Source organism: Caulobacter sp., assembly GCF_039596335.1.
GTDB lineage: Bacteria > Pseudomonadota > Alphaproteobacteria > Caulobacterales > Caulobacteraceae > Caulobacter.
The window spans coordinates 238153-255024 of record NZ_JBCNJZ010000003.1 but is presented as its reverse complement, the minus strand read 5'-3'; the positions used below and the strand labels follow the sequence as shown (position 1 = coordinate 255024).

Genomic DNA, 16872 nt, shown 5'->3' with positions numbered 1-16872 from the left:
TCCTAGTTCATGGCCAAGGTGTTGATCTGCAGGATGGGCAGCAGGATCGACAGGACGATGGTCGCCACCACGCCGCCCAGGACGACGATGATCGCCGGCTCCAGAAGGCTCAGCAGGGTGGCGGTGAAGGTGTCGAACTCGCGTTCCAGATATTCGGCGGCGCGGGTCAGCATGGCGTCGACGCGGCCGCTGCTCTCGCCGCTGGCGGTCATGTAGATCAGCACCGGCGGAAAGACGCCCGTGCGGCGCATGGCGGTCGACAGCGCCCCGCCCTCGCGGATGCCGGCGATCATCTCGTCCATGCCGCCGCGCAGGGCGGCGTTGCGGACGGTGCCAGCGGTCAGGACCAGGCCCTCCAGCACCGGCAGGCCGCTGGCGATCATGGTCGACAGGGTGCGGGCCAGGCGCGCGGCGTGGACGTTGCGGATCAGCTGGCCCAGGAACGGCAGACCGAGAAAGAACTGGTCGGCCTTGAGCTTGAAGGCCGGGTTGCGCAGCGCCCGCAGATAGGCCGCGATCAGCGCCGCCAGGATCAGCGCGATCAGCCAGCCGAACGATTGCAGGCCCTCGGACACGCCGATGACGATGCGGGTCAGCAGCGGCAGGGTCTGGCCCATGGAGTCGAACTGCTCGACCACCTTGGGGATGACGAAGACCATCAGGATGGTCACCACCAGGCAGGCCACGGCGGCCAGCACGGCCGGATAAACAAGAGCCGCGGTGATCTTGGCGGCGACCTTCTGCTGCTGGTCCAGCAAGTCGGCCAGGCGGTCGAGGATGGTCGGCAGGGCGCCGGACGCCTCGCCGGCCGCGACCATGGCCCGGTACAGCGGCGGGAAGGCCCCGGCCGGCCGCGCCAGGGCGTCGGACAGGCGATAGCCCTCCAGCACGGCGGCGTGGACCTGCTCGACGATGCGCTTCAGCTTGGGCCGGTCGGCCTGCAGGGCGATGGTGCGCAGGGCCTCTTCCAGGGTCGAGACCGCCACCAGCGTCGCCAGCTGGCGTGTGAACAGCGAGCGGTCGCGGCCGCCCAGCCGATCGCGCAGGACCTTGCCCTTGGCCGGTGGCGCGACGTGGGCGGCGATCTTGACCGGCGCCAGGCGGCGGCGCTCCAGCTGGACGCGAGCCTCGTCGGGGTCGCGGGCCTCTATGCGGCCCGAGCGCGTGGCGCCGGCCAGGTCGAGGGCGACATAGTCAAACCTCGCCATCGCGCGCCCCCGCTCCGGTGATGCGCAGGGCCTCCTCGACCGTGGTCAGGCCTTCCAGCACGTAGCGGCGGGCCTCGTCCTTCAGGCCGTGATCCAGCGAGGCCTCGGCGATCTCCTGCTCCGAAGCGTTCTGGCCGATCAGGCGGCGGACGGTGTCGTCGACGCGGATGGCCTCATAGACGCCGACCCGGCCCTGGAAGCCGGTGTGGCCGCACTCGCTGCAGCCGACCGGGCGGCGCAGCGGCGTGCCGGCTGGAACGTCGATCAGGGCGGCGGCGCCGGGATCGGCCGGCTCGGCGACCGAGCAGTGCGGGCACAGGCGGCGGACCAGGCGCTGGGCGATGATCAGTCGCATGGTCGAGGCCAGCAGGAACGGCTCCACGCCCATGTCGCGCAGGCGCACCACGGCCCCGGCCGCGTCGTTGGTGTGGACGGTCGATAGCACCAGGTGGCCGGTCAGGCTGGCCTGGACGGCGATCTGGGCCGTCTCGGCGTCGCGGATTTCGCCGACCATCACCACGTCCGGGTCCTGACGCAGGATGGCCCGCAGTCCAGCGGCGAAGGTCATGCCGACCTTGGTGTTGACCTGGGTCTGGCCCACGCCCTGAACGGCGTATTCGACCGGATCCTCGATGGTCAGGATGTTGCGGCTCTTGTCGTTGAGCATGGCCAAGCCGGCATACAGCGAGGTGGTCTTGCCCGAGCCCGTGGGCCCGGTGACCAGCACAATGCCGTTGGGCTCGCGCAGCGCCGCCTCCAGCGCCGACAGCATGCGCGGCGACATGCCCAGGTCCGCGAGACCCAGGCCCGCCTGCTCCTTGTCCAGGATCCGCATCACCACCCGCTCGCCCATGCGGGCCGGGAGGGTCGAGACGCGGACGTCCAGGCTCTTGCCGCCCAGGGCCAGCGAGATGCGGCCGTCCTGTGGCAGGCGCTTCTCGGCGATGTCCAGCTTGGCCATGACCTTGACGCGCGAGACCAGCATGGCGGCGATGCGCGGCGACAGGCTGAGGATTTCGCGCAGCACGCCGTCGACGCGCAGGCGCACGACCAGGGCCTGCTCGTAGGGCTCGATATGGATGTCCGAGGCGCCCGAGCGGACGGCCTCGGCGATCAAGCCGTTGATCAGGCGAATGACCGGCGCGTCGTCCTGCGGGTCCAGCAGGTCAGCGGCGGTGGGCATGTCTTCCAGCAGGTGGCCCAGCGAGTCTTCCAGCGCGTCGCCGCTGGAGGCCGAGGCCAGGCCCGCCCCGGCATAGACTTCCGAGAACTTGCGGTCGAAGGCGGCGGTGGCCATCGGCTCCAAGGCCAGCGGCACCCCGAGAGCGCGGCGCACCTCGACCAGGGCCGCCGGATCGAAGCCCTCGCGCAGGCCGATCACCGCGCGCTCGTCCATCGACAGCAGCACGAGGCCGTGGCGCTTGGCGAAGCCGTAGTCGAGGACGGCCGTGGTCATTTGGCCGGCGCCGCGGGCGGGGTCATGGCCGGATAGTCGCGGATCACCGCGTCCAGCGAGCTATCGCCTTCCGGCGTGGCCAGGCGGGACACGCGGCGGATGGCGTCCAGGCGCGGCAGGGTCACGGCGCGGGCGTCGTCGACGCTCTTGATGATCCGAGGACGGATAAAGACCATCAGGTTGGTCCGCCCGCGCTCGCGCACCTTGCTGCGGAACAGCGCGCCCAGGCCCGGCACATCGCCCAGGCCCGGCACGCGCTGGGTCGAGGCGGTCTCGTTCTGGTCCAGCAGGCCGCCCAGCACGACGATATCGCCGTCGTCCACCAGGGCGGTGGTCTCGATCTCGCGCTTGTTGATGATCAGCTCGGTCGAGCCGACGCTGATCGGCCCGGCCACGGCGCTGACCTCCTGGCGCAGGAACAGGGTGATGCCGCCGCCGGCGTTGATCTGCGGCTTGACCTCCAGCTGCACGCCGACGTCCTGACGCTGGATCGTGCGGAACGGATTGGCGTTGTTGTCGCCCAGCACCTCGCCCGTGGTGATCGGCACCTGCTGGCCGACCAGGATGCGGGCTTCCTGGTTGTCCAGGGTCATGATCGAGGGCGTGGACAGGAGGTTGGAGCCGCTGTCCTTTTTCACCGCGTTGATGATCGCGCCGAACAGCACGTCGCCGCTGCGGCCGGCCACGCCGCCGGTGACGCCCGCGGCGCCCAGCAGCGAGCTGACTGCTGAGTCGCGCAGGGCCCGCGTCGCATCGGTGTCGGCGTCGTTGCCGGCGGCCGCGGCGGCGGCCAGCGGGAACAGGCTGGGGGCGGCGTTGGTGTAGTTGGTGCCCATGAACGGGATCGTGCCGTTGGTCCCGCCCAGCAGGAACTGCACGCCCAGCTGCTTGGCGGCGTCGTCGGAAACCTCGACCACGATGGCTTCGACCAGCACCTGCTCGCGGCGGATGTCCAGCTGGCGGATGACCTCGGCCAGGGTGCGCTGGGTCTCGGGCGGAGCGTTGATGATCAAGGCGTTGGCGCCGGGATAGCGGGCGACGCTGGCGCGCGTGCCCGCCGGGGCGATCGAGGCCGTGGACGCCGCCGTCGTGGCCGGCGCGGGCGTCGAGGCGGTGGTTCCACTGGTCGAGGCGCGGCCGCTGCTGGCCGTCGTCGTCGGGGCCTGACCCACCAGTTGCTGCAGCACCGGCAGCATCTGCTCGGCGTTGGCGTGGCGCAGGAAGACCACGCGGATATCGTCGCTGGACTCGGCCCGGCGATCCAGGTCGGTGATCAGCGGCAGCAGGCGCTGGACGGCGTCGGCGTCGCCCCGCAGCAGGATCGAGTTGCTGCTCTCGACGGCCACCACGGTGACCGCGCCGCGCCCGGCCTTACCGTCGGCGCCCGGCCCGGCGATCAGGTCGTTGATCACCTGGGCGATCTCGCGCGCCGAGCTGTTGGTCAGGGTGACGGTGTGGACACTCGCGCGGTCCTGGTCGACTTGGGCCAGCAGGCTGCGGATGCGGCGGATGTTGTCGGCGTAGTCGGCCACCACGACCGTGCCCCCGCGCGCATTGGCCACCACCTGCCCCTGCGGCCCGACCAGGGGTTTAAGCATGTCGGCGGCGGTCGCGGGATCCAGCGCGCGCAGGCGGAAGACCTCGGTGGCGAACTGGCCGCCGGCGGCGTTGGGCTGGCGGGCGGCGTTCTCGGCGGGCTCGACGCGATAGACGCCGTTGCCGGCCGGCACGGCCACCAGGTTGTTGGCGCGCAGGGTGGCCAGGAACAGCTCGAACAGTTCGCGACGGTTCAGCGGGCCGTTGCTGGTCACCGAGACTGTGCCCTTGACGCGCGGGTCGATGACGAAGGTCGTGTTGGTCGACTTGCCCACGTCCTGGATGAAGACGCGGATGTCGGCGTCCTGGACGTTCAGCACCTGGGCCTGGGCCCGAGCGACCGTCGGCGCCAACGGCATGGCGAGCGCGATCGCCGCGCTGGCGGCGAGCACCCGGGCGCGAGCGCGCAGGCTGAGAACCTTGGTCATGGGCGTTCCGGGAACGAGAGGGTCATGCGCGCGCCGCCGCGCGAGAGTTCGACATGGTCGGCGCCGACGGCCGCCAGGGTCACGCCCTGCGCCACCGCCTCGCCCACCGCGAAGGATTTCTGGACGCCATCGGGGCCGGCGATGATCGCCGAGCCGCTGGCGCCGTCCTGGCGCACGCCATAGAGGCGGAAGCCCTCGACGTTGGCCTGGCCGCCGGCTTGGGGCGCGGCGCCCGAGGCGCCGAAAGCGTCGAAAGAAGTGAGGATCTTGTGGTCGACCGCGCGGAAGACGCTGGCAGCGGCCTTGGGGGCGGTCGGCTCGGGCGGCGCGGCGAAGATCCAGATCAGCCGCGCGGCCTGCAACGCGACAAGCAGCAGCATCGCCAGTTCCAGCGCCAGAAGCGCCCTGCGCCGGTGGGCGCGAACCGTCTCACCCAGCTTTGTGAACATCGTCGACCCCAATTTCCGACGACGGAATACCGACCTTGCCCGTAGTTTCAGCGACGATTTCACGACACTTATGTGAAAAGCGCTCCCCATACGGATGAATGGGGAGCGCTCTCAACTTGTAGAGTTCAGGCCTTGCGGCCCGGTCTTAGAAGCGGTGCGAGAGCGAGAAGGTGAAGCTCTGGCCCAGATCGTAGGTGTTGGCGTCCACGCGGCCGCCGCCCAGCGTCTGGTACTCCTCGAAGTCCTCGCCCAGGATGTTGCGGGCCTTGAAGGTGAACTCCAGCTCCCGATCCATCAGGTCGAAGCCCTTGCGATAGGTGAAGTCCACCGTCACGCCCGGCTCCTGCAGCAGGTCGGGCTGGTCCGGACGACCGCGCGCGGAGATCCGCTTGCTGACGTACGTGGCCAGGATGGTGGCCTGGGCGCGGGCTTCCTTGTCCTCGTAGCCGAACTGGATGTTGGCCAGGTGCTTGGAGAGACCCTGCAGCTGGCTGCCGTCCTTGACGTAGTCCGAAGCCGGACGCGGGGCGCCCGAACCGGCCAGCGGGTAGACGACGTCGCCCGAACCGACCTTCACGTCCGACGAAGAGTAGGTGTAGTTCGCGCCGATCAGCCATTCCTTCGAGTTGAAGAAAGCGCCGTCGATCGGCATGGTGAAGGTCTTCTTGGCGTCGATTTCGAAGCCGTACAGCGAAGCCTTCGGGGCGTTGACGTAGGTCTGGACGATCGTCGAGCCCTGCTCGCTGACGACCGATTCAACCGGCTTTTCCAGATCCTTGTAGAACACGCCGCCCGACAGGTACTGGTTCGCGCCGAAGTACCACTCGATGCGGGCGTCCAGGTTCGTCAGCTCTGTGTCCTGCAGGTACGGGTTGCCGATGAACAGGCGGTCGCTGTCCGGATCGAAGTACTGCTGCGGGGCCAGTTCGCGGAACTGCGGGCGAGCGATCGTCTTCGACGCGCCCAGACGCAGCTGCATGTCCTCGTAGAAGTTGTAGGTCAGGGTCGCGGCCGGCAGGACATAGGTCTTGTCCAGCGCGGTCGGAGTGCCCTTGGCGCCGCCGAACAGGTCGACGACGCTGACCGTCTGCTTGCCCTGCTCGACGCGGGCGCCGAACGAGGTGCGCAGACGCGGCAGGAACTCGGCCTCGACCTGCAGGTAGCCGGCGTGGACCTTCAGGTCCGCCTCATAGGCCGCCGCGCCGTCACCGCCGGTGATTTCGGTGAAGGTCAGGTAGCCCTGAGCGATGTTGTAGTCCGACAGCAGGAAGTCGACGCGCTCTTGCTGCACGGTCAGCGGGATCGAGCCGCCCTGGTAGCGGAAGTCGCGACGTTCGGCTTCGCGCTGGTTGTCCAGGTACGAGTAGCCGCCCTTGAAAATGGCGTCGCGGCCCGAGCTGAGCGGCAGGGTGTACTGCACGTCGAAGCCGGCGCTGGCCATGGTGTCGTCCAGCGTCGAGAAGCTGGTCGAGTTCTGCTCCTGCGAGGCGCTGTGGTAGTAGACGCCGTTCTCCAGGCGATAGCGGATGAACTTCTCGTACGGCGCATCGCGCTCGGACTTGGCGTACGAACCGCGCCAGTCGAAGTTCCAGGCCCCGAACTCGTGCTTGCCCGACAGCTGGGTGTCGTACAGGTTCCGCTCGAAGAACTCGGTATAGCTGTCCAGCACGTTCTGGCCGGCGGCGTAGTCTTCACCGGCGCGCTGGCGCGCCGACTTGGTGGTGTTGTGGACGTAGAGGTTGGTCCACTTGATCTCGTGGTCGCCCCACTCCAGGCCCAGGCCCACCAGGCCGTTGACCGTGACGTTGTTGCTGGTGTTGTTGAAGTTGTAGCTGGTGCGCGGCTCCAGAACGCCACGCTGCTCCAGGCCTTGCTGCTGGATGCCTTCGCGCGAACGCCAGCTGTTCTCGAAGCCGGCGATGGCCACCAGGCCCAGGCGCTTGTCGCCCAAGTCGAACGAGCGGCCGGCGCTGATGTCGGCCGAGAAGTTGGCCGGGATCTTGTTCTTCACTTGGATCAGGTTGAGGTTCGCATTGACCAGGCTCTGGCCGATGCGGATCAGCTGGGCGTTGGTGAAGTTGCCGCTGTTGATGCGCTTGCCCGTGGCGATCGCTTCACGCAGCGCGGCCGGCTTCTTGCGCGTGCCGTCGTCATAGCCCAGGAAATCGGTGTCCGAGCCGTAGTAGGTCAGGCCGCGGTTGAACGTGGTCTCGGTGTTGCCGCCGGTGCCCAGTTCGACCTCGAAGAAGGGCTCGTCCGGGATCGACACGGTCTGCAGGTCGATGACGCCGCCGCCGAACTCGCCCGGATAGTTGGGCGAGAAGCTCTTCTGGACCGCCGCGCCCGACAGGATCGCCGAGGGGAACAGGTCCAGCGGCACGACGCGCTGCAGGGGCTCGGGGCTGGGCAGCGGCGAGCCGTTCAGCAGGGCCGACGAATAGCGCTCGCCCAGGCCGCGGACATAGACGAAGCGGCCCGACACCAGGCTCAGACCGCTGACGCGCGTCAGGGCTTCGGCGGCGGTGCTGTCACCCTGGCGCTGGAGGTCTTCCGGCGTCAGGAAGCTGGCGACTTCCGACGTGGTCCGCATCGGCTCGGGGATGTTGCGGCCCAGGATCAGGACTTCCGACACGGAGCTCGGGTCGGTGTCGGCCATGGCCAGCTGCTGGGGAGCGGGCGTGGACGGCGAGGCGGACGCCTGCGCCAGGGCGACTTGCGGCGCGACCAGCGCCGACGTCGCGAGCAGAAGGCCGCTCAGAGGCGGGAACAGCTTGTTCATCTCGGGAACCTTGGATTGGCGGACGTCGGATAGAGCCGGGGGCGGCTTTCACACCGCCCCCGTTCTGGATCAGCAGGTCGAGCTGGAGGTCAGACCGCAGGTCCAGCCCTGCCACCAGGTGTCGTTGGCGTCCTTGACGGCGCCGATGTAGCCCGGGTTCGTCAGGAAGCTGCTGAGGCCCGTGATGCCCGCGTAGGGGGTGCGGGCGTTCTCGTTGGCGCCGTTGATGAAGGTGCCGCTCAGCGTCGAGGTGTGGGTCGAGCTGTTGTTGGTGCCGGCGGTGAACAGCGCCTGGACGGCGGCGGCGTTCACGTTGCTGTCGTCAGTGAACGGCGTGGCGCAGGCCAGCACGACCGAGTGGAACGTGGCTTGGGTGGTCGCATCGTCAATGTCGATGCAGCCGGCGGTCGAGGCGGTCATGGCCACGACGCTGTTGACCCAGACGTTGTTCGTCGAGGTGTTGGCGACCAGCAGGTCGTTGCCCGAGCCGCCACGGCCGATGACCGTGAAGTTGGCGAACTTGGGGTTCGAGCGCGGCGCGGTGCCGGCGCTGCTGGTTTCGAAGGCGCGGTTACCGCCGTTGGCGCGTTGGACGATGATGCCGAACTGGATGGCGCCGTTGTAGCCGGTGTCGGTGTCCAGGCTGTCGTCGTCGTTGCCGGTCAGCACGATGTACTTGCCGTTGGCGGTGCCGCCGAAGAACTCGATGCCGTCATCCGAGCTGTTGTGAACTTGGATGTGGTCGAAGGTCGTGCCCGCGCCGACGCCGGCCATGGTGATGCCGTTCAGTTCGTTGTTGGCCACGATCACGAAGCCCGAGTGCTGGACGCGCATGTAGCTCATGACGCCGCTGTTATCCTGGGCGGCGTTGCCGCCGTAGAACGCGTTGGTGCCTTCGACCTGGGCTTCGCAGCCGGCGGTGCCCGGCGTGGCGCCAGCGCCCGAGCAGTTGCTGATCGGCGCGCGACCCAGGACGACGATGCCGCCCCACTGACCGATCGAGTCGGCGTTGGTCTGGCCTTCGATGCTCTGCTTCGACGTGAAGACGATCGGACGGGCGACCGTGCCCTGAGCGAAGATCTGCGAGCCGCGGTTGACGACGATGTAGTCCAGACCGGCCGAACCGAAGACCTTCACGCCGGCTTCGACGGTCAGCACGCCCTTGGCGCGGCCGGCGATCGGCGCGTTGGCGTCGCCGCCTTGGTCCTGACCGACGTCGACGCGGCCGCTGACCGAGTAGACGGTGCCGTCACGCAGCGGAACGACCAGCGAGCCGGTGATCGCGGCGGGCAGCTGGCAGTTGCGCAGGGTGTTGTTGGCCACGGTGCCGACGTTCAGGAAGCCGGTGGGGCAGTCCGTCGCCGGGGTGCCGGGGGTCGGGGTCGTGGGGTTGGTCGGATTGGTCGGGTTGCCGCCGCCGCCGGCAAAGCTGCCCTCACCCGGGGAAGCGACGCTGTCGGCGCCGCCGCAACCAGCGAGCGCCAAGCAGGCGCTCAGCCCGAGCGCGATCAAGCTAACGTGTCCAACGCGGATCATAGGGAGTTCTCCAGTGGCGCAGCCGAAAAAAATCGGCGGCGAAGACCCCTGGTCCCCACCAATGGAAAAGCCTTGCCCTTCGCCGCCTCGGGATCGGCGCTAACCGGGTTGAGAGACAATCAGCCGCACTTTTTGTGACACTTTTTCTGCGCGCTCATCGCGCCGGAACCCGCAAATCTCCACAATTCCTCAACGATATCTCAGGATTGGGGCCGGTTTTCCTGCGCTTTTTCCGGTTGCCCTCCAGGATTTCTCCACATGTTTTCGGGATGGCCGTGTCCGTCCGACAACACCCCATTCCGGGGATCGTCGACTTCCGATGCAACGCATGTTATTGCGAGTCATTCGCAAAATAACATTGTGATGAGGACGTAGGCGGCATGAACGGCGAGATCACGAGCGAGAACGGCCTGCGCGAGGTCTACGCCCATCCCGCCAAGACCATCGCCGAAAAGGCCCTCCCCGCCCTGGACAAGCACAGCCGCCGGTTCCTGGAGCTGTCGCCGTTCTGCTGCATCGGCTCCAGCCAGCCCAACGGCCTGGGCGACGTCAGTCCACGCGGCGGCGAACCCGGCTTCGTCCATGCGCTGAACGACAGCGAGATCGCCTTCCCGGACCGCCCCGGCAACAACCGGCTGGACACCCTCTCCAACATCATGCGCGAGCCGTCGGTAGGGATGCTGTTCCTGGTCCCCGGCGTGGAGGAGACCCTGCGCCTGAACGGCCTGGCCCGAGTGACCACGCGCGAGGACCTGATGGTGTGCTTCACCCACGACGGCAAACGCCCGCGCTCGGTGGTGCTGATCGAGATCCGCGAGGTCTATTTCCACTGCTCCAAAGCCTTGAGGCGGTCAGACCTGTGGAACCCCGACAAGCGCTTGGCCAAGGGCGAGTTTCCGACCCTGGGCCAGATCGCCCGCGACCAGTTCAAGCTGCTAGTCCCCTCGCAGGTGATCGATTTCGCGCTGAAGCAGGACGCCAAGAACAACCTCTATTAAAAGCGGCACTTCCCTCCCCTGCTGGAGGCCGCCTTGCCCCGCTGGAAGCAAACTTGATCGACGCGCCCGCCCCGCCGCCCATCCGCGTAACTCGCCTGGAGACGCTGTCGACCGCGTCACTCCAGGCTCTGCTGGAAACCTCGCCGGCCGAGGCCGCGCCGGTCCTGCGCGCTGGCGCCGAGGCCGGCCTGGCCGAAGCCCAGACCGTCTATGGCCAGATGCTGCTGGACGGCCGCGGCGTGAAGGCCGATCCGGTCGAGGCGTACGCCTGGTTCCTGAAGGCCGCCGACCAGCGCCACCCGATGGGCATGAACATGACCGGACGCTGCCTGGACCAGGGCTGGGGCGCGGCCGTGGACAAGGTCGCCGCCGCCGGCTGGTTCAAGGCCACCGCCGAGGCCGGACTGGACTGGGGCATGTACAACTACGCCAGCGCCCTGGGCCTGGGCGCGGGGGTCGAGCAGGACGAGGTCGCCGCGCTCGCGTGGTTCCAGAAGGCCGCCGCCCTGGGCCACGCCAAGTCGATCAACTTCGTCGGCGCCTTCCACGAGGAGGGCCGCCTGGTTCCGCGCGACCTGGCCAAGGCGCGCGACTGCTACGTCCAGGCCGCGCAGGGCGGCGACTTCCGGGGGCAGTTCAACCTGGCCCGCCTGCTGGCCGAGGCCGGTCGCCTGGACGAGGCCCTGGCCTTGGTCGCCCAGGCCCGCGAGGCCAGCCCGCCGGGCTTCCGCGCCATCATCGACCAGTATCTGCGCGCCTCGCCCCTGGGTCCGCTGCGCGACGCCGCCCGCTAGGGCCGCAAAGAAGCGCCCCGCCCGGAGGGGCGAGGCGCTGAGTCAGGTTTCCGATCTCAAGGGGAGTTGATCAGAACCGATAGTTGGCGCTGAGCACCGCGGCGCGACCGTCGCCCGGGGTGGCCCAGCCGTTCAGGCGGCCGCGGGTGTAGTATTCCTCGTCGCCGATGTTCTTGAGGTTCAGCTGCAGGTCGATAGCGTCATTGACCTTGAAGGCGGCCATGGCGTTGTGGACCCAATAGTCCTGGCTCTTGTAGAGCGGCGCCGCGCCGTTGTTCAGGTAGAACGCGCCCTGGTAGGTCAGGCCATAGCCCAGGCTAATCCGCGGCGTGACCTGGTAGGTCGTCCACAGGCTGCCCGAGTTTTCCGGCGTGTTGGTCAGCGGATTTCCGGCCGTCACGTCGACGCGACCGTCGGCGACGCTCTGCAGCACTTCGCTGTCCAGATAGGTGTAATTAGCGAAGATCGACCACTGGTCGGTGATCTTGCCGCTGGCGCCCAGCGAGAAGCCGTCGACGCGCGACTTGCCGTCCAGCGGCTGGTCGGGGATCGTCACCGGGTCGGGCGACGGCACCTTGTAGTTGGTGCGCTGGTTGCGGAAGATCGCGGCCGTCAGCAGCAGGCGACCTTCGAAGGTCTCCCACTTGCCGCCCACCTCGATGTTCTCGCCCTTCTCGGGCTTGACGTTGCAGGTCGAGCCGTTGGTGCCCGGCAGCACGGCGCAACCGCCATTGACCGAGGCCTGCGACGGCGTCTGGGTGTTGCCGTAGGCCAGGTACAGGCTGGCATTCTTGACCGGCTTGAAGACCAGGCCCGCGCGGTACGAGAACAGATTGGCGTCGTTGCGGGCGACCGGGGCGACCACCTCGACCGGCCCCGTCGCCGGATAGGGCGTGGCGATCGAGGTCGTGACATACTCGCCGTCGCTCTTCTCGTAGCGCAGGCCGAAGTTGAACTCGAGCTTGTCGCTGAGCTTGGCCGTGTCGAACAGGTAGACGGCCTTGTTGTTCATCTGACCGTCGCTGCGGCCGGTGACCACGAAGTTCAGCGGGCCGGTATAGACGTGGTTGGGATCGCTGATCGACATCAGCGGCAGGGTCGGATTCGGCGTCGCGCCGCCCGGATTGCGCAGCGAGTTGCCGTTGTCGAGGTGATAGTCCTCGACGCCGATCGAGAAGCCGGCCACCAGGTTGTGGGTCACGGCGCCGGTGGCGAAACGGACGTTGAAGTCGGTCTGGCTGTAGAACAGCTTGTTCTTGCTGTCGCGCGTGGTGCCGCGCGGGCCGCTGGGCTGGTACGTCCCCGGCGCGGCGCAGCTGGCGCCGGTCGGCAGCTGGCCGTTGGCCAGGCACCAGGTCCCCTGCGGCGGGTTCACCCGCACGAACTGCGTCACTTCCTGGTAGCGGGTCAGGTTGCGGACCGTGAAGTCCTCGCTGAAGTCATGCTCGAACCGGGCGGTCAGCGAGTCGACGCCGTTCTTCTGGCGGTCGACGTTCGAGTAGCCGTAGTAGTTGCTGCGCTTCACGCCCGGCAGCGGGCCGTCGTACAGGGCGTTGACATAGTACGGCACGCCGTACTGCGGGATGTTGTCGTCCTTCTGGTGGACATAGCTCAGGGTCACGCGGGTGGGCGTGCCTAGTCCGAAGGCGATCGACGGTGCGATACCCCAGCGCTTGAACTGCTCGACGTCGCGGCCCGGCGCGTCGTTGCGGTGGCCCATGACGTTCAGGCGAACCGCGATAGTGTCGGTCAGGCGCTTGTTGGTGTCGATTGTCAGGCGACCGTAGGCATCCGTGCCGGCCCCGGCGCTGACGATGGTCTGGTCGGCGGCCTTGGGCGTCTTGGTGACGATGTTGATCGTGCCGCCCAGCGAACCCGAGCCCGAATAGACCGAGTTGGCGCCGGCGATGACCTCGACCTGTTCCAGGTTGAAGGAGTCGGTGCGGGTGTACTGGGCGCTGTCGCGCACGCCGTCGACGGTGATGTCGTTGTTGGCCGAGTAGCCGCGCAGATTGATGCTGTCGCCGTAGCCGCCGCCGCCCTCGCCGGCGCCGAACGTGATGCCCGGTTGGGTCGACAGGATCTCGCGCAGGGACAGCAGGTTCTGCGCCGTGATCGTCTCGGACGAGATCACGGTGATCGTCTGCGGAGTGTCGCGCAGGTTGGCGGTGTATTTCGACGAGGACGCGTGGTCTTTCTTCCCGTCGACCTTGACGCTGGAGATCTCGTTGTCGCCTTCGGCGGTGGGCGGCGCGTCGGCCGCGTGGGCCAAGGCGGGCACCAGGCCCAGACCGGCCAGGCCGGCGACGGCGCTCAGGCTCAACGCGCTGCGGCTGCGCGATCGCACATAGCCGCGATTGCTGCTGTTCATCCTCGATATCCCCCTCAAGAGCCGTACCGACACGGCCTAAAACTGAGACTGCGAGGCGTTCTTATTTCCTTGTTGCGAGATTGCAATAGCGATTGCGAACTATTCGCACATGTGTAGCCAATCAATCCGCCTGAGGACGGTGCGCCGGGCTGGCCGGCACCCACGCGAAAGCGCGCGCTCACCCGGTGGGCGGCGCGGCCACGGATCCGGATCGCCTTGGACGCTCCGGTATCGGTCAGGGATTATTCGGGTGTGATCGCCGTGCGCAGGCGAGCAGCGACATCGCCCAGCGTGATCGCCGACAGCGACTCGTTGACCTCCAGCACCCCCTGCCCGTGCTGCTGCGACAGGTTGCCGGTGAAGTCGGTCAGGGCGGTGACGTGCTGGGCCAGCAGGTCGACGGTGTGTAGCTCGTGCATCACCATCAGACGGTGCTCGGCGGGAACGACTTCCAGGATCTTGCCCAGGGCGACATCCAGATGTCCGCACGCGACGGCGGCGATCGACATCTCTGTCGAGATCGCCCTCAGCACCGTTTCAACGCTCACGGGCGCCAACTTGTCAGACATCCAGTCCCCCTGATTCCAGGGCCGCAAAGGAGCACGCACCGCGCTGGCGCCGCAAGACCTTGAATTGTGCGGCGAATTGGCGCGCACAAGGTTGATCTCGCCGCCATCACAACCCCGGATGGCGGCGCAGTGCAATGGTTTTCAGTTGATCCGCGTCAAGCTGCCTGACGCAACCCCCACGGGTGGGCCGGATAGAACCGCGCCATCATCCGACCGACATACTCCACGAGACGCGGATAGCTTTCGGCCTCGCAGCGCAGGGGCGAGTCGAAGAACGGCGTCAGGATCCCCGCCAGCACGGCGAAGGCCGTCGCATCGACGCCGACCGGATGGCTGTCGCGCATAAGATATGCCTTGTCCTCCAGGAGCTCGTCCAGCGACCGCAGCGACAGGCTGCCCAGCCACACGACCTCCTCGCTCAGGTGTCGGCCCACGCCGACGGCGCGGACATTGCCGGCCACGGCCTCCAGCAGGCCCCGGCGCAGGTCATCGCGCATGACCTCAGGCGCCCGGTCGAACCAGCGGCCCGGCCCGCGCGCGAAATTGGCCGGCTCCAGGAAGCGGAAACAGGTCGATACCCAACCCAGCTGATTCTCGATCATCCGCTCGATCGCCCACGCCTGGGCCCGCTCCTTGCCGCTCAAGCCCACGTCCAGGTCGACATCGTACTTCTGCTCGATGTGGGCGCGGATGAAGGTCGAGTCGCCGATCGCCTGGGCGCAGTCCTCGATCCACGGCAACTGGCCCTTGGGCGCGGTCTCGCGAGACCCCTGCGTCTTGCGATAGTCCAGGCCCGCCATCTTCAGCTGGACCTCGGTCTTGGTGACATAGGGACTGATCTCGGGCAGCCCGAACCCGGCTCCGGCGGCAAACAGCGTGATCATCGTCCCTCTCCGATCTCGAATGTCGTGGTGACGACTTGCTACCGCCAGGCTACTGCCAGCATGCTGTCAGCAACCCTGGCCGATAGTCGAAGTCATGAGACGCGCCGAACGCCTTTTCCAGATCATCCAGATCCTGCGCCGGAGCCGCGCGCCGGTGACGGCCGACGCCATCGCCGCCGAGCTGGAGACGTCCAAGCGCAGCGTCTATCGCGACATCGCCGCCCTGGTCGGCCAGCGCGCGCCGATCCGCGGCGAGGCCGGCGTGGGCTATGTGCTGGAGGCCGGCTTCGACATGCCGCCCCTGATGCTGACCCCCGACGAGATCGAGGCGGCGGTGCTGGGCGCGCAATGGGTGGCCGGGCGCGGCGACCCCGTTCTGGCCAAGGCCGCCAACGACCTGATCAGCAAGATCGCCGCCGCCGTGCCCGATCGCCTGCGGCCCTACGTTCTGGAGCCGGCCGCGGCCGCCTCCCCTGCCTGGAAGCCCGAGACCGACCGCATTGATGTCGCCCAGGTCCGCGCCTGGATCCACGCCGGTCGCAAGATCCGCCTGGACTACAGCGACGGGGCCGGCGCGGTCAGCGCCCGGGTGATCTGGCCGGTGACGGTGGGCTATCGCGAGACCATCCGCATGATCATCGCCTGGTGCGAGCTGCGCCAGGCGTTCCGCACCTTCCGCACCGATCGCGTGGTCGGCGCACAGTTCCTGGAAGAGCGCCACGGCAAGCGGCCGGCGGTGCTGCGCGGCGAGTGGATCAAGTTCCGAGACGCCGAGATCGCCGCCTGGAACCTGAGCCAGAAGGAAGGCTGTAGCGCCTAGAGCCCGTGGCGCTTGGCGAAGGTCTCGAACAGGGTCGGCCAGGCCGCCACCGGCTTGCCGGTCGTGAAACGCAGGCCAAAGCCGTGACCGCCCTCCTCGAAGACGTGCATCTCGGTCGGAATCTTCTTGGCCTTGAGCGCCGCGAACATCACCAGGCTGTTCTCGACCGGCACGCCCGGATCGTCGGCCGCGTGGAGCAGGAACACCGGCGAGAGGCCTTCACGCACCTGCTTTTCCGGCGACAGCGTCAGGGCGCGCTCGGCCGAGCCGTCCTTGGTCAACAGGTTGGCGCGCGAGCCGCCGTGGGCGATCGCCGTGTCCATGCTGATGACCGGATAGACCAGGGCCGACAGGTTCGGCTTGGTCGGCAGCTGGTCTGCGGCGTCGGTCGGTTCATAGGTCTTGGCGTCGTAGCGAACCGTCAGGTTGGCGGCCAGGTGACCGCCGGCCGAGAAGCCCATGATCGCCACGCGGTCGGGCGAGAAGCCCATCTCGGCGGCCTTGGAGCGGACCACGCGGATGCCGCGCTGGGCGTCCTGCAGCGGCGCATCGCCGCCCGCCGCCCAGCCATCGGCTGGCATGCGGTAGAACAGCACGAAGCAGGTGTAGCCGCGCTCGTTCAGCCAGCGGGCGGTCTCGTAGCCTTCCTTGTCCAGCACCACGCGCTGGTAGCCGCCGCCGGGGATCAGCATGACCGCCGCGCCGTTCGGCTTTTTCGGCCGGAACACCACCAGGATCGGCTTGCGGGTGTGGGCCATGGCCCGGTCGCGCAGGCCCTTGGCGTCGCCGCGCTCGATGATCTCTTCGGTGACCGTGACGCCCTCCCCGCCCGGCGCGCCGGCCGGCCACAGGGTGATGACCTCGGTCGGGTCAGGGGGCGTGATCTGGGACTGGTCCACCGGTGCGGCCTCCGCTCGCCGGGCCGCTAGGGATCCCAAGACGCCGGCGACGAAAGCAGTCAGGGCGCCGCGACGGTTCAGCATG

Annotated in this window: 13 protein-coding genes; 3 read left to right on the top strand and 10 right to left on the bottom strand. The window is 68.0% G+C overall.

All coding sequences use genetic code 11. The annotated features are described in order from the left end of the window. Window positions 1-2: 2 nt before the first annotated feature. From gspF to ABDW31_RS07750, 6 genes are all read right to left on the bottom strand, one after another. Window positions 3-1208, bottom strand: coding sequence for a type II secretion system inner membrane protein GspF (gene gspF, locus ABDW31_RS07775; protein WP_184717999.1), 1206 nt, complete (start codon window positions 1206-1208; stop codon window positions 3-5). After that, the gene (gene gspE, locus ABDW31_RS07770; RefSeq protein ID WP_184717997.1) at window positions 1195-2664 is read right to left on the bottom strand and encodes a type II secretion system ATPase GspE; all 1470 of its coding nucleotides are present in this window, start codon (window positions 2662-2664) and stop codon (window positions 1195-1197) included. The genes gspF and gspE overlap by 14 nt, the downstream gene beginning before the upstream one ends. Then, window positions 2661-4688, bottom strand: a complete 2028-nt coding sequence (gene gspD, locus ABDW31_RS07765; protein ID WP_184717995.1) for a type II secretion system secretin GspD — start codon at window positions 4686-4688, stop codon at window positions 2661-2663. Before gspD ends, gspE begins: the two co-directional genes overlap by 4 nt. Continuing rightward, window positions 4685-5137 carry a type II secretion system protein N gene (locus tag ABDW31_RS07760; RefSeq protein ID WP_184717993.1) on the bottom strand — a complete coding sequence of 151 codons (453 nt, stop codon included), beginning with the start codon at window positions 5135-5137 and terminating at the stop codon, window positions 4685-4687. Before ABDW31_RS07760 ends, gspD begins: the two co-directional genes overlap by 4 nt. Before the next feature lie 145 nt (window positions 5138-5282). Further along, on the bottom strand, window positions 5283-7916 hold the full coding sequence (locus ABDW31_RS07755) for a TonB-dependent receptor (protein WP_343698458.1): 2634 nt from the start codon (window positions 7914-7916) through the stop codon (window positions 5283-5285). A gap of 69 nt (window positions 7917-7985) precedes the next feature. Further along, complete coding sequence (locus ABDW31_RS07750) at window positions 7986-9401, bottom strand: hypothetical protein (protein WP_343698457.1); 1416 nt, start codon at window positions 9399-9401, stop codon at window positions 7986-7988. Between the two features lie 431 nt (window positions 9402-9832). Between ABDW31_RS07750 and ABDW31_RS07745 the strand changes: the two genes are divergently transcribed. Both ABDW31_RS07745 and ABDW31_RS07740 read left to right on the top strand, forming a co-directional pair. Beyond that, the gene (locus ABDW31_RS07745; RefSeq protein WP_184717988.1) at window positions 9833-10450 is read left to right on the top strand and encodes an MSMEG_1061 family FMN-dependent PPOX-type flavoprotein; all 618 of its coding nucleotides are present in this window, start codon (window positions 9833-9835) and stop codon (window positions 10448-10450) included. A 53-nt stretch (window positions 10451-10503) separates the two neighbouring features. After that, a complete protein-coding gene (locus tag ABDW31_RS07740; RefSeq protein WP_221444648.1) occupies window positions 10504-11244 on the top strand; it encodes a tetratricopeptide repeat protein in 741 nt (246 codons plus the stop codon). Between the two features lie 70 nt (window positions 11245-11314). Here ABDW31_RS07740 and ABDW31_RS07735 read toward each other — a convergent pair whose 3' ends face one another. The 3 genes from ABDW31_RS07735 to ABDW31_RS07725 form a co-directional block, all read right to left on the bottom strand. Further along, complete coding sequence (locus ABDW31_RS07735) at window positions 11315-13615, bottom strand: TonB-dependent siderophore receptor (RefSeq protein ID WP_184717986.1); 2301 nt, start codon at window positions 13613-13615, stop codon at window positions 11315-11317. Window positions 13616-13857: 242 nt separating this feature from the next. Beyond that, window positions 13858-14184 carry a hypothetical protein gene (locus ABDW31_RS07730; RefSeq protein WP_184717984.1) on the bottom strand — a complete coding sequence of 109 codons (327 nt, stop codon included), beginning with the start codon at window positions 14182-14184 and terminating at the stop codon, window positions 13858-13860. Between the two features lie 155 nt (window positions 14185-14339). Further along, window positions 14340-15068 (bottom strand): glutathione S-transferase family protein, encoded by a 729-nt coding sequence (locus ABDW31_RS07725; RefSeq protein ID WP_184717983.1) that lies wholly within the window; start codon window positions 15066-15068, stop codon window positions 14340-14342. 94 nt (window positions 15069-15162) lie between these two features. Between ABDW31_RS07725 and ABDW31_RS07720 the strand changes: the two genes are divergently transcribed. Continuing rightward, window positions 15163-15888 carry a YafY family protein gene (locus ABDW31_RS07720; protein ID WP_184717981.1) on the top strand — a complete coding sequence of 242 codons (726 nt, stop codon included), beginning with the start codon at window positions 15163-15165 and terminating at the stop codon, window positions 15886-15888. On the opposite strand, the gene ABDW31_RS07715 is transcribed toward ABDW31_RS07720, so the two are convergent. Then, window positions 15885-16871: an alpha/beta hydrolase gene (locus tag ABDW31_RS07715; RefSeq protein WP_184717979.1), complete on the bottom strand. Its 987-nt coding sequence runs from the start codon at window positions 16869-16871 to the stop codon at window positions 15885-15887. The two genes, ABDW31_RS07720 and ABDW31_RS07715, sit on opposite strands and share 4 nt — an antisense overlap. Window position 16872 lies beyond the last annotated feature (1 nt).

What these genes read in the sequence shown, in the direction of transcription:
- gspF (WP_184717999.1), bottom strand. Translation starts at nt 1,208, where the DNA reads ATGGCGAGGTTTGACTATGTCGCCCTCGACCTGGCCGGCGCCACGCGC.
- gspE (WP_184717997.1), bottom strand. Translation starts at nt 2,664, where the DNA reads ATGACCACGGCCGTCCTCGACTACGGCTTCGCCAAGCGCCACGGCCTC.
- gspD (WP_184717995.1), bottom strand. Translation starts at nt 4,688, where the DNA reads ATGACCAAGGTTCTCAGCCTGCGCGCTCGCGCCCGGGTGCTCGCCGCC.
- ABDW31_RS07760 (WP_184717993.1), bottom strand. Translation starts at nt 5,137, where the DNA reads ATGTTCACAAAGCTGGGTGAGACGGTTCGCGCCCACCGGCGCAGGGCG.
- ABDW31_RS07755 (WP_343698458.1), bottom strand. Translation starts at nt 7,916, where the DNA reads ATGAACAAGCTGTTCCCGCCTCTGAGCGGCCTTCTGCTCGCGACGTCG.
- ABDW31_RS07745 (WP_184717988.1), top strand. Translation starts at nt 9,833, where the DNA reads ATGAACGGCGAGATCACGAGCGAGAACGGCCTGCGCGAGGTCTACGCC.
- ABDW31_RS07735 (WP_184717986.1), bottom strand. Translation starts at nt 13,615, where the DNA reads ATGAACAGCAGCAATCGCGGCTATGTGCGATCGCGCAGCCGCAGCGCG.
- ABDW31_RS07730 (WP_184717984.1), bottom strand. Translation starts at nt 14,184, where the DNA reads ATGTCTGACAAGTTGGCGCCCGTGAGCGTTGAAACGGTGCTGAGGGCG.
- ABDW31_RS07725 (WP_184717983.1), bottom strand. Translation starts at nt 15,068, where the DNA reads ATGATCACGCTGTTTGCCGCCGGAGCCGGGTTCGGGCTGCCCGAGATC.
- ABDW31_RS07720 (WP_184717981.1), top strand. Translation starts at nt 15,163, where the DNA reads ATGAGACGCGCCGAACGCCTTTTCCAGATCATCCAGATCCTGCGCCGG.
- ABDW31_RS07715 (WP_184717979.1), bottom strand. Translation starts at nt 16,871, where the DNA reads ATGCTGAACCGTCGCGGCGCCCTGACTGCTTTCGTCGCCGGCGTCTTG.